The 11,985-nt window shown below is 56.2% G+C and carries 10 protein-coding genes; 6 read left to right on the top strand and 4 right to left on the bottom strand.

The genetic code is table 11. The features are described 5' to 3' along the window. Positions 1–68: 68 nt before the first annotated feature. The 4 genes from ACXAD0_RS16565 to ACXAD0_RS16550 all read left to right on the top strand — a co-directional run bounded on the left by ACXAD0_RS16565 (position 69) and on the right by ACXAD0_RS16550 (position 6,205). On the top strand, positions 69–1,124 hold the full coding sequence (locus ACXAD0_RS16565) for a phytanoyl-CoA dioxygenase family protein (RefSeq protein WP_475089754.1): 1,056 nt from the start codon (positions 69–71) through the stop codon (positions 1,122–1,124). 493 nt (positions 1,125–1,617) lie between these two features. After that, positions 1,618–2,790 carry a capsule biosynthesis protein gene (locus tag ACXAD0_RS16560; protein WP_475089752.1) on the top strand — a complete coding sequence of 391 codons (1,173 nt, stop codon included), beginning with the start codon at positions 1,618–1,620 and terminating at the stop codon, positions 2,788–2,790. Positions 2,791–2,979: 189 nt separating this feature from the next. Beyond that, complete coding sequence (gene galU, locus ACXAD0_RS16555; RefSeq protein ID WP_475089751.1) at positions 2,980–3,891, top strand: UTP--glucose-1-phosphate uridylyltransferase GalU; 912 nt, start codon at positions 2,980–2,982, stop codon at positions 3,889–3,891. Between the two features lie 493 nt (positions 3,892–4,384). Then, entirely contained in the window at positions 4,385–6,205 is a 1,821-nt protein-coding gene (locus ACXAD0_RS16550; RefSeq protein ID WP_475089750.1) for a DEAD/DEAH box helicase, read from the top strand. A 139-nt stretch (positions 6,206–6,344) separates the two neighbouring features. On the opposite strand, the gene pepQ is transcribed toward ACXAD0_RS16550, so the two are convergent. Next, positions 6,345–7,658, bottom strand: a complete 1,314-nt coding sequence (gene pepQ / locus ACXAD0_RS16545; RefSeq protein WP_475089749.1) for a Xaa-Pro dipeptidase — start codon at positions 7,656–7,658, stop codon at positions 6,345–6,347. Between the two features lie 103 nt (positions 7,659–7,761). Here pepQ and purU point away from each other — a divergent pair, with 103 nt between their 5' ends. Next, positions 7,762–8,598: a formyltetrahydrofolate deformylase gene (purU, locus tag ACXAD0_RS16540; protein WP_475089747.1), complete on the top strand. Its 837-nt coding sequence runs from the start codon at positions 7,762–7,764 to the stop codon at positions 8,596–8,598. Between the two features lie 74 nt (positions 8,599–8,672). After that, on the top strand, positions 8,673–9,101 hold the full coding sequence (locus tag ACXAD0_RS16535; RefSeq protein WP_475089745.1) for a hypothetical protein: 429 nt from the start codon (positions 8,673–8,675) through the stop codon (positions 9,099–9,101). 177 nt (positions 9,102–9,278) lie between these two features. On the opposite strand, the gene cysZ is transcribed toward ACXAD0_RS16535, so the two are convergent. The 3 genes from cysZ to gatB all read right to left on the bottom strand — a co-directional run bounded on the left by cysZ (position 9,279) and on the right by gatB (position 11,985). After that, positions 9,279–10,133 (bottom strand): sulfate transporter CysZ, encoded by an 855-nt coding sequence (gene cysZ / locus ACXAD0_RS16530; protein WP_475089744.1) that lies wholly within the window; start codon positions 10,131–10,133, stop codon positions 9,279–9,281. A 35-nt stretch (positions 10,134–10,168) separates the two neighbouring features. Continuing rightward, entirely contained in the window at positions 10,169–10,465 is a 297-nt protein-coding gene (locus tag ACXAD0_RS16525; RefSeq protein WP_475089743.1) for a PA4642 family protein, read from the bottom strand. 68 nt (positions 10,466–10,533) lie between these two features. After that, a complete protein-coding gene (gene gatB / locus ACXAD0_RS16520) occupies positions 10,534–11,985 on the bottom strand; it encodes an Asp-tRNA(Asn)/Glu-tRNA(Gln) amidotransferase subunit GatB (RefSeq protein ID WP_475089742.1) in 1,452 nt (483 codons plus the stop codon).

Below are 11,985 nucleotides of genomic sequence, written 5' to 3'. Positions count from 1 at the left end.
TCGGAGCCTCGGCAGGCTCCAGCCCTGAAGGAAGTTCTGGGGCAAATCGCAGTATAGAGAGATGTTGGATGAAGATGGTCAGGCGTGTGGTCAACCGGTTGTGGCAATGGCCAGTTCGGCTGCTGAAGTGGGTGCTGGAGTTGTTCTCGTGGGGCAAGAGCTTTAAAAATAACCGAATTATCGGTAATTACTGGTTAAACCTGTGTGGTTTGCACGTGCTGCGAGTTGTACTGGCTCAGCTCCTTTTTCGCGTGCGGTTACTGTTATTGTCTCCGCTGGTGCCTGCGCAAGACCGTCGGGATTTCCTGCGGGATGGGTTCGTGCTCAAGCGTAATTTCTTACCGGCAGAGCAATTTACCCGATTGGCATCTGAACTCAAGCAATATCAGGGCCCGATTCGTGAGACGGTTGAAGGCACCACTTTGACGCAGCGCGCCTTCATGACGCACGATATCAGGGCATCGATGCCTGAAATGCGTGCATTCGCGGAAAACCAAACGCTGAACCGACTGATGCGGTACTGCTCCTCAAAGAATCGTCCCCCGCTTTTCTATATCGAAAATCTGTGCAACCACGCCAATGTAACGCCGCGCCCCGACCCCCAGCGCGATATGCATGCCGATACGTTTCACCCTTGCGTGAAAGGCTGGTTATTTATTGATCCGGTTGATGAGGGGAATGGCCCGCATATTAATGTGCCCGGATCACACCGGCTGACCTGGAGGCGGCTCAAGTGGGAATATGTGCAGAGCCTGGAAGCCTGCAAGCGCGGTGAAGCGCGCGCTCCGGGCCGATACTGGGACGGTTCTTTCCGGGTTTCCGATGCGGAACTCGAGGCAATGGGCTTCTCTCCGCGTAAGTTTTGTGTCCCGGCGAATACTTTGCTGATTGGCAACGTTTACGGTTTCCATCGGCGAGGTGAGGCGGGACAGCCCTCAAACCGGATGACCATCTGGATGCAGGCCCGTGACAATCCCTTCAATCCGTTGTTCACATTCTGGCCTGCATCAACGGGCAAGCTGTTCGAGCGCGTGTGGAGCAAAGTGCTCGAGCGCATGGATGGCCCTCGCGAAGCGGCGGGCGAACAGCGCAGCTATTCCGGGAGCTTTTCTCGCGAAGGTTAATCTTGTGCTTCCTTCGAGCTGTCATCTGGTACATCTATTGCAATATTTAAGTGCCAGAGTAGGCATCGATCCCATGGTGCGGTGCAAGTTGCTTTTTGATCAAAAAGTGTACGCTTGTGTCGGTGAATTACGCCGGATTACAGCGGGCGGACATTTCCTGACTAAATAGGTAGAATGCGCGCCACCTTTTTTGTCTTGTCGTGTAAACCGACGGTGATCCGTTCGCGTTTTACTAGGCAGGTCTTTGCTTGCCGTTTATTGGCAGGATATTTGTAAGGCTTTTCGCGTAACGCCTTTATCGTTGCGCATTGGGGGGTTCTGCGGGGGCAGGACTCAGGGGCTTTTCCGGACGAGTAATACTGCGTCCAGAAGAGTGCGGTAGATGTTTCGGCTTTTTAGCCGGTTTGGGGGGACTTTGTCTTCGGTCGTCTTTTTGCAGGGACCGCTAGGGCCTTTTTTTGCCAAATTGGCGCGAAATTTATCGCGACATGGCGTGGAAACCCACAAAATTGCCTTTAACGGCGGAGATCGCCACTTTGGCTGGGCCGACCATCAGGTTGACTTCAGAGGCAAGCCGGCGGACTGGCCGGTCTTTTTCCGCACTTATCTGCAGGAGCACGGCGTAGACGTCGTGCTGGTGTACGGCGACTGCCGCTATTACCACCGGGAAGCGCGTAAAGTGTGCGACGCTTTGGGTGTGGCATTTGGCGTGTTTGAAGAGGGCTACCTCCGCCCTGACTTTGTCACCTTCGAGTGGCATGGTGTGAACGGCAACTCCCTCACGGATTGGTCCGTATCCGCAATTGAGTCTTATCAACCGAAAGGACGGGCTCCGTCAGTCACGGTGGGACAGACATTCTGGCAGCGTACCAAGTATGCATGCCGCTATTATCTGGCAGCCCGCTTTGCGCGAGACCAATTCCCCAACTATCTGCATCATCGTAATCGCGATTGGCTGGGCGAGGGTGTTTGCTGGATTAAGAGTTTCTATCGAAAGTGGCTGTACAAGTTGACCCAGCGTGCGGTCGTAGAGCAGTTGACCGGCGATTTATCCGGTCGCTTTTTCCTGTTTCCGCTTCAGACCCGCGATGATTTCCAGCTGCGTACCCACTCTGATCTGCTGACCATTGAAAACTCCATTGATCAGGTGGTCTCCTCATTCGCGCGGAATGCCGATCTGGACGACTACCTGGTGATCAAGCACCATCCGATGGATCGCGGTTTTTGCCATTACGGCGAATTGATCAAGGTCCTGGCGCGCCAGAAAGGCGTGGCTGGCCGGGTGATCTACTGCCACGACCAGCACCTGCCGACTTTGCTGGATCACACCAAGGGTGTGGTGACCATCAACAGTACCGTGGGGATTTCCGCTTTGCTGCACCGGGCACCAACCAAGCTGATGGGGCGGGCCATTTACGATATTCCGGGGCTTACCCATCAGGGCGAGTTGTCCGATTTCTGGCGTTCGCCGGAAACCGTCGATATGCCGCTGTTTAAGCGATTTCGTCAGTACCTGTATGAAACCACCCAGTTGGATGGGAGCTTTTTCAAGCTGATGGGGTATGCGATCAGCGCGAGCTGCCTCCGATTGTTGCCGGTGGTTGAAGCGCGCCGTCATATTGCCAAGGTGTCTGTCGCAACCAATATCCGGGAAACACAGCCCTGATTTGAGGTTGATGCTGTATTTGTGCGCCAACTGTTACAGTTTTGTCTTAATAAACTGTTAAATGCGTCACAAAAATTTGGCATCATTTCTGCATTAGTACTGAAACGGACTGATTTCGGGCTATTGCCTCAGTGTCGAGGCACATTCGATCTAGAAACGGAAGTCAAAAAGTAATAACAGGAGCTGAGAATGCGTTCAGTAAAAAAAGCGGTGATTCCGGTAGCGGGTCTGGGGACTCGTATGCTGCCGGCGACCAAAGCCATTCCCAAGGAAATGTTGCCGATTGTCGATAAACCGCTGATTCAATATGTGGTAAACGAGGCCGTTGCGGCTGGCATCAAGGAAATCGTGCTGGTGACGCACGCCAGTAAGAATGCCATTACCAACCACTTCGATACCTCATTCGAACTCGAAGCTCAGCTTGAGAATCGATTGAAGCGCCAGATTCTGGATGATGTGCGCTCGATTGTTCCCGAAGACGTGACCGTGATCTCGGTGCGTCAGGCCCAGGCAAAGGGCCTCGGACATGCGATTGCCTGCGCGCGCCCGGTTGTTGGGGATCAGCCGTTTGCAGTATTGCTGCCTGACGTGCTGGTCGATGAGTATCGCGCCGATCTGCGCTATCACAACCTGGCGGCCATGGTGAACAACTTTGAGACCACCGGCCACAGCCAGATTATGGTAGAGCCTGTGCCCTGGGAAGAAGTGAACAAATACGGTGTTGTTGACTGCCTCGGCGCGGAACTGCATGAGGGCGGTGTCGCCAAAATTGACGGGATGGTTGAGAAGCCCAGCGTCGACGCTGCCCCGTCAAATATGGCCGTCGTCGGTCGCTACGTGCTGCCGGCGGAAATCTGGGATCTGCTGGACGAAACACGCCCGGGTGCAGGTGGGGAAATCCAGTTGACCGACACGATCGATACGTTGCTGGAGAAGCAGCCAGTGGATGCCTACCAGATTATGGGGCGCAGCCACGATTGCGGTAACAAGCTCGGTTATATGAAGGCGCAGATTGTCTACGGCCTTCAGCACAAGGAAGTCGGTGAGCAACTGCTCGACTACCTCGGAACCTTCAAGCAGCCGGTGCTGGAAGACGCGTAAGCGATGCCAGTCTCCCTCGGTGGAGATACTGATAGGTTCGACAAAAGGCCCCTGACGGGGCCTTTTTTGTTGCGAATTTCCTCTGTGGCGCATGAAGTGCAGCGTACGCAGAGGATCAATCCCTTGCCGAGAGCCTCCTCCAGCTCCATCTAAAGTAAGCGCATGCTCTTTGAGCAATGGCAGTCTGCGCTTACGCATTGACCTGACTGGCCGTTCATGGGTTGGTGAAAAAATAGGCTGTCAGTGGCTGGGGAACCTGATAGACTGCGCGGCCTTTTGTCCCCGGCCAGAAACTGGCCAGTGTGAGACAAGAGTCTTATTGGGTAACAGGCCCCTTGCCAGGGTTTCTGTACTGTGTTGAATGAGCTTGAGATAGCGGGTGCTATTACTGGGCTTCTTCGCCAGCCCAGCAATGTGCGGTGTGCGCTATGTTTACCCCATCGGTGACATGGCTACGGCAAGCCCCCCTTGATAGATCCAAGTGAATTCCGAAATGAGTGAAACCTCCCCTAGCACCGGCTTTGCCGGGCTGAACCTACCCGCTTCTATTCTCAGCGCGGTTGAAAAACTCGGTTACGAGACTCCGTCACCGATCCAGGCCCAGACCATTCCGTCGCTGATGGACGGGCACGATGTGCTGGGCCAGGCCCAGACAGGTACCGGCAAGACTGCCGCTTTCGCCTTGCCGATGCTGGCACAGCTGGACCTGAAGAGCCGTCGTCCGCAGGCGTTGGTGCTGGCGCCAACCCGCGAGCTGGCGATTCAGGTGGCAGAAGCCTGCCAGTCCTATGCGCAGAACCTGAAGGGCTTCCATGTGGCACCTATCTACGGTGGTGCGGACTATCGTGGCCAGATCCAGCAATTGAAACGTGGCGTGCAGCTTGTGGTGGGTACACCTGGCCGTGTGATGGATCATATGCGCAAGGGCACACTGGACCTCTCCAGCCTGAAGACCCTGGTACTCGACGAAGCGGATGAAATGCTGCGCATGGGCTTTATCGATGACGTGAAGTGGGTACTGGAGCAAATTCCGGACGAGCGCCAGATTGCGCTTTTCTCTGCCACCATGCCCAAAGAAATAGCCTATATTGCCCGCGAACACCTGCAGGACCCGGTAGAGGTCAAGATTAAGGTCAAGACTGAGACCGCTGACACCATTCGCCAACGCTACTGGCCAGTGGGTGGGCTGCACAAGATGGATGCGCTGACCCGTATTCTCGAAGCCGAGCCGGTGGATGCGACGATTATTTTCGTGCGTACCAAAAACAGCACAGTGGAACTGGCCGATAAGCTGGCGGCACGGGGCTTTGCCAGTGCGGCGCTCAACGGTGACATGGCGCAGAACCTGCGTGAAGGCGTGATCGACAAGCTCAAGAAGGGCAAGCTCGATATCGTTGTTGCAACCGATGTTGCTGCGCGGGGTCTTGATGTGGCGCGCATCAGCCATGTCATCAATTACGATATTCCTTACGACACCGAGGCGTATATTCACCGGATCGGTCGTACCGGTCGCGCGGGGCGCGAAGGTGATGCCATTTTGTTCGTGGCGCCGCGTGAGCGACGTATGCTGCGTATTATTGAGAAGGCGACGAAAAAGCCGATCGAACAACTGCAGCTGCCCAGCGCAGCGCAGGTCAACGACGCGCGTATGCAGCGTTTTCGTGAGCGAATTACGACCACCCGCGAGGGCAGTGTCGATCTGGCTCCATACCGCCAGCTCGTTGAGCAGTATCTTGCGGAAAACGAGGTCGATCCGCTGGACGTTGCCGCGGCGTTGGCTGCTATGGCCCAGGGTGACCAGCCACTATTGCTGGAAGAGAGACCGGTAAAAACGCGGGAAAAACGCCATCGCGATGAGGACGATTCCCCTCGTGCGCGCAAACAACGCGGTTATGACAAAGACAAGAAAATGCCGCCGCCCGACGAAGGTATGGAGCGCTTCCGTATCGAAATCGGGCGTGAAGCCGGTGTGCGTCCGGGCAATATTGTCGGCGCTATTGCCAATGAAGTGCAGCTCGACAGCAACTATATCGGCCGTATCGAGATTTACCCCGAGTACACCACGGTGGACCTGCCTGAAGGCATGCCTAAAGAGGTATTCCAGCACCTGAAAAAAGTGCGGGTTTCTGGCAAGCCGATGAATATTTCCAAGTTTGTCGAAGGGGAAAGTGATTCCCGACCGCCGCGCAAGAAATTCAAGGGCGATAAAGGTCGGGGCGGCCAGGACAGTAGTGGCAAGCCGCGTGGAAAAGGTGGTCCCAAAAAGGGAAAGCCTAATTCAGGCAAACCGCGTAAGCCTCGCTTCGAGGACTAGTCCGGAATAGTGCGCAAGGGGAAAGGTATTTCCCCTTGCCAAGCAGAGCTCTCTTCTTCAGCGCCCGGCCCCTGCCGATCAAGCGGCGCTCCATTGCACCGCCATGGGCAGTGGAAGCCCGTCATCTCTGGAGCGTTTATCAAACCGCTGCGTAACTGTCTCGAGTCATGTTCTCGTTGCGGTCCGCGTGCACGATTACATTGTCCTCGATGCGCACGCCACCGAACGGACGCAGCTGTTCGACTTTATCCCAGTGCACTTCGCTGGCCAGTGGGCCGTTTTTAAGGTCGGCCAGCAGGCTATCAATAAAGTAGAGCCCCGGCTCAATCGTAAACACCTGGCCAGCCTCCACATTGCGGGTGGTACGCAGGAAAGGATAATTCGCCGGTGGTGGCGTGGTGCCGCCCTCTGGTGCGCTCTGGTGTCCGCCCACGTCGTGTACCTGCAGGCCGAGGAAGTGTCCGAGGCCGTGGGGCATAAAGGTGCCCGTCAGGCCGGATTCCATGGCGTTCTCGGCTGAAGTCTTAATCACCCCGAACTGGCTCAGCAGTTGTCCGATTTTCAGGTGGCACTGTCGGTGCAGCTCTACATAGGACGTGCCGGCCTGCAGTCCCGCGACCAGCTCCAGCTCCTTCTCATCCATTGCCGCTACCAGCTCGGCAAACTCTCCTTCGCGATACGCGTAAGTGCGCGTGATGTCTGCGCAATAGCCATTGCAGTCTGCGCCCGCGTCAATCAGGAAGCTGTGGCGCTCAGGCTCGGGCAGTCGTCGGGTGTTCAGGTGGGTGTAGTGCAGAATAGCGCCGTGCTCATTCAGGGCGACAATGTTGCCATAGGGCATTTGGCCCTCACCCTGGCCGGCGGCCTGCAGGTAGGCAAGGTTAATCTCGAATTCGCTGGCACCATCACGGAATGCCTGTTCCGCCGCGCGGTGTGCCCTGACGGCGATATGGTTGGCCTCTCGCAGGCAGGCCATTTCATAGGGGGTCTTGTAAGCGCGTGCCCAGTGCAGTTCTGCCAATAAATGTTCTGGATTGCGCGCACCCAGAGCCCAGTCGTCGAGGCCGTCCGTTTCACCGATGAAGGCTGCGCCCTCCGCGGTGAGGAATGCACGTGCGTCTTCCGGTTTGCTCAGTAACTCTATGTCGTAGCTATCGCTCCAGAACGTCTGGGGTGCAGGTGGCACGTAGTGCCAGAAGTCCACGGGTCGGTAAAACAGCAGTTGAGGTTTTTGTCCCCTGCGGAAGATCACCCAGCTATGTGGATTGTCAGTAACCGGGACCAGTGCCTTGAACTGTGGGTTGCAGCGGAACGGATAGTAATTGTCATCCAGGAACTGGATCTTGGGGCGACCGCTAAAGACCTGCAGGGTATCAAAGCCTGTCTTTTCCAGAATGGCGTCGTAGCGGGCGGTCAGTTCCGCCAGATGTTGTGTGAAAAGCGTCTTGTCCATGGAAATCCTGGGTGCCTGGCCCTGTTCAAGGGGTTGTTATGTGAATCCGGTAATCGCCATAGTGTATAGTCAGATCTCCCGAGAGATGGACTGAATTTTGGGCATGGAAAAGAAGATACTGCTAACGGACTGTGCGGATGACAAAGGGTTGATCGCCAAGATCACCAATATTTGTAGCAAGCACCAGCTGAATATCATCAAAAACGACGAATTTGTCGACCGCCAGCAGGGGCGTTTCTTTATGCGAACCGCGTTGGAGGGGATCTTCAACGATACGACCTTGCTGGAAGATCTCGATATGGCGCTACCCGAGGGCGCCGAGCGTCGCCTGGTCAGCAGCGATCGCAAGCGGCTGGTGTTGATGGTCACCCGTGAGCCACATTGCCTCGGCGACATTCTGATGAAGTGTTACGCGGGCGCGCTCGATGTGGAGATTGCCGCAGTAATCGGCAACCATCCCGATCTGGGTGCGCTGGTTGAGAAATTCGATATTCCCTTCCACGGTCTGTCAGCCGAGGGTCTCGAACGCGAGCAGCACGAAGAGCAGGTCATGCAGCTGGTAGATGGCTACGCGCCGGATTATCTGGTGCTTGCCAAATACATGCGCGTGCTGACACCGGCCTTCGTTGCACACTATCGCGGCCGGATTATCAATATCCATCACTCTTTCTTGCCTGCGTTTATTGGCGCGCGTCCTTATCAACAGGCCCATGACCGCGGAGTGAAGATCATCGGCGCGACTGCGCACTTTGTGACGGATGATCTGGATGAGGGGCCGATTATCGAGCAGGATGTTATTCATGTCGATCATGCCTACTCGGCAAGCGACATGGCCGCCGCGGGTCGTGATGTGGAAAAGTCCGTGTTGAGCAGGGCGTTGCACCTCGTGTTACAGGAGCGAGTGTTCATTCACGGTAATCGCACTGTGGTCTTCAAGTAAGCCGTATCCGGCTGAAGCTTATGGTTTGGCGGACAGGAAAATTTTAATAACCCGTTGAGTGAGGTGGGCGCTCCATGATCAGCATAGTGAGATGGCTTGGGCGAGTATTGCCGGTACTGTGTGGTGTCGGCATCTTTTCGCTGGTAGCGGGCTGCTCCAGTAATGAGGCCGTCCCGATTCCCGGCTTGCAGGAGCGTTTTGATACGCAGGTTGCGGCCGATGGCACCAAGCGTTTTACCTATCGCCTGGAGATGGCGCGTCCCGATGTGCCGCGTCCGGTGACTTCCGCAGATCGTCAGCGCAGTCGTATGCCCCAGTCCCCGCGCGACGTGCAGCGTCAGCGCAGCCGTGCCAATAACAATTTGGCGCGACTGTTTGACCGATCTTTACAGGAGAAGCTGGCGCAGACGGGTTTTTGCCGCGAAGGTTATTTTGAACTGGAGCGTACCCTGCACGCTGGCGGCGGCGAGGTGCGTGGTGAATGCCGCGAGGCGGCGCAGTAAATTCTAGCTGGGCGCGCAACGGCAAGTGGTGATCGGTATAGCGAGCGGCCCGCGCGGCGCTCGAGGAAGCCGGCGGGCGGAGCTGTCTGCCATTGGCCAGGTGAAGGGCAGGGAGATAGTCGGGCCGCCCGCAAAGGTAGCGGCCACAGTTTTCCAGGCGACTGCGTGCCCTGAGCGTTATTTTTTGAGTGAATCGGGCAGCCTGTCCTGTTCCAGCAGAGGCTCCCCGGGGTCGCCATCTTGCCGCAGGCGCTTGACCCAGAGGATAGTGCCGCCGGCAACCGCAGCGGGCATCACAAAGATGTTCAGGATCGGAACCATCTTCGCCATCATTACCGTACCGCCAAAGCCGAGGCTGGTCAGCTTGCGGCGTAACAGCACGTCTTTCAATTCATAGAAAGGACGCTGGTGGTTGTCGATCGGATAGTCCACGTACTGGATCGCCATGCACCAGGCACCCCACAGTGCGGTGAGTGCGGCGGGGATGAACACCGTCCAGCTGGTGATCAGGGCGACGAAGAAAATTACCAGTCCCCAGCCGATGAAGTAGAGGAGCTTGCGCAGCTCCCTGCCGATGGTGCGCCACACCATGCTGGCCAGGGGCTCAGCGGGAGGGGCTTTGCCGGTCAGAAGCTCCTCAACCTTTTCAGCAAGAATGCCATTGAACGGGGCGGCAATGATATTGGTGATAATGCCAAACGCATAGCCGTATACGAACAGGAACAGTAGCACCACAGCGATGGCGATCAGCCATGTGAGCCATCCGAAGACGCTGGCTGCCCAGGCTGCACCTTTGGCCAGCACAGCTTCCCACCAGGACATGTTGTCGGTATTCACCTCAGAGTGGGTGATCAGGCTGCCGAGATACTCTGCCAGCCCGCCAATCTGCGACAGCATCAGGATGCTGAGGGCGATAAACAACACCAGATTAATCAGCAGGGGCACAATAACAAACGGGCGTAACTCTCGCCGTGTCAGTATCTGCGCGCCCTGGATCAACGCGTCGGTGCCGTGGACGGGGTTTGAGGTCATGGCTGTGCTTCCTCTCCGATATGCGCCTGCGGGGTTTACTGTGCCCCGGATGCGCGCATCGCGGCGATGTACTCTTCACTCTGACGGTGTTCCTGCATCCGCGTGAGCAGATTCTTACCATCGGGGCCTGTGCAATTGATATCGTGGCCTGCTTTGGTAAAGAGCTGTAAAAAAGTGGCAAAGTTTTCCGCCTTCATGCCGCGGTAAGCGCGTTCCAGCAGATAGTAGTCCAGAGGCATGCCATCGGGCGCCTGACCTTCGAGAAAACCAGCGATGCGCTCTTCGTCAAAGTGCTCGCCCAGTACCTTCTGTTTGTCTTTCTTCATGTTCATAGTGAGAATTCCTTATAGATCCTGATCATGCTTTAGGCTGAGCAGCAAGCGCTGCCCGCCGTGTGCGATCAGAGCAATGCGTCAAGCTTCTCTTTCAGTATTTTATTGATCATTTGTGGATTGGCTTGCCCCTTGGAGGCCTTCATGATCTGGCCGACAAAGAAGCCCATCATCTTGGGGCGTTTCGCTTCATCTGCATTGCGGTAATTTTCCACCTGTGCAGCGTTGTTGGCGATCACATCATCGACCAGTTTTTCGATTGCACCAGTATCTGAAACCTGTTTCAGGCCCCGTTTCTCGATAACGGAATCCGCGTTCCCCTCACCTGCGGCCATGGCTTCAAATACCTGTTTGGCAATCTTTGAGGAAATCGTGCCGTCCTTGATGCGGGCGATCAGTCCGGCAAGATCCTCGGCAGCAACCGGGGAAGCACTGATAGGGACTTCTTCACGATTCAGCAGTGCTGCCAGCTCTCCCATAATCCAGTTGGCTGCCAGCTTGGCTTCGCCACTGGCTTGCGCTACTGCTTCGAAGTAGTCGGCAATCGCACGTTCCTGGGTGAGCTGGTCGGCATCGTAAGCGGAAAGGCCGTAGTCACTGGTGAACCGCTGACTCTTGGCATCGGGTAATTCCGGTAGGGTTTCACGCAGTGAGTCGACATAGTCATCGCTTAATACCACCGGCAGCAGATCCGGACAGGGGAAGTAGCGATAGTCGTTCGCGACTTCTTTGCTGCGCATGGAGCGTGTCTCGTTCTTGTCGGCGTCATACAGGCGTGTTTCCTGGGTGACGCTGCCGCCATCTTCGATCAAGTCGATCTGGCGCTGGGCTTCCACCTTGATGGCACGTTCCACGAAACGGAATGAGTTGATGTTTTTGATCTCTGTACGCGTACCCAGTTGCTCCTCACCTTTCAGGCGAACTGAAACGTTGGCGTCACAGCGGAGGGATCCCTGAGACATGTCGCCATCGGAAATATCCAGATAGGTCACGATGCTGTGTATTTTTTTCAGGTAGGCGACGGCTTCGGCGGCACTGCGCATATCCGGTTCAGAGACGATTTCAATCAGCGGTGTGCCGGCACGGTTGAGATCGATGCCGGACATGCCGTGGAAGTCTTCGTGCAGAGATTTCCCGGCGTCCTCTTCCAGGTGGGCATGGTGCAGGCGCACGGCTTTACTGCTGCCGTCCTCCAGGTGGATATCCACCACGCCTGCGCCCACGATAGGCTCGTCGAGCTGAGTGGTCTGGTAACCCTTGGGTAGGTCCGGGTAGAAGTAGTTTTTGCGCTCAAACACAGAGCGCTTGCCAATGGCGGCATTCATGGCCAGGCCGAATAAAACGGCAGAGCGGAACGCCTTTTCGTTGGGTACCGGCAAGGTGCCCGGCATGGCCAGGTCAACGGCGCAGGCCTGGGTATTGGGTGCGGCACCAAAGGCGGTGCTGGCTCCGGAGAACAGCTTGGACTTGGTGGAGAGCTGGACGTGCACTTCCAGTCCGATAACGATTTCCCATTCCAC

This window comes from Microbulbifer sp. ABF4_148, from assembly GCF_056158985.1.
Note: the sequence above shows the minus strand (reverse complement) of the source record. Positions and strands in the feature narration are given on the sequence as shown.

Coding starts and splice junctions, on each gene's coding strand:
- ACXAD0_RS16565 (WP_475089754.1), top strand. CDS start 69: ATGAAGATGGTCAGGCGTGTGGTCAACCGGTTGTGGCAATGGCCAGTT.
- galU (WP_475089751.1), top strand. CDS start 2,980: ATGCGTTCAGTAAAAAAAGCGGTGATTCCGGTAGCGGGTCTGGGGACT.
- ACXAD0_RS16550 (WP_475089750.1), top strand. CDS start 4,385: ATGAGTGAAACCTCCCCTAGCACCGGCTTTGCCGGGCTGAACCTACCC.
- pepQ (WP_475089749.1), bottom strand. CDS start 7,658: ATGGACAAGACGCTTTTCACACAACATCTGGCGGAACTGACCGCCCGC.
- purU (WP_475089747.1), top strand. CDS start 7,762: ATGGAAAAGAAGATACTGCTAACGGACTGTGCGGATGACAAAGGGTTG.
- ACXAD0_RS16535 (WP_475089745.1), top strand. CDS start 8,673: ATGATCAGCATAGTGAGATGGCTTGGGCGAGTATTGCCGGTACTGTGT.
- cysZ (WP_475089744.1), bottom strand. CDS start 10,133: ATGACCTCAAACCCCGTCCACGGCACCGACGCGTTGATCCAGGGCGCG.
- ACXAD0_RS16525 (WP_475089743.1), bottom strand. CDS start 10,465: ATGAACATGAAGAAAGACAAACAGAAGGTACTGGGCGAGCACTTTGAC.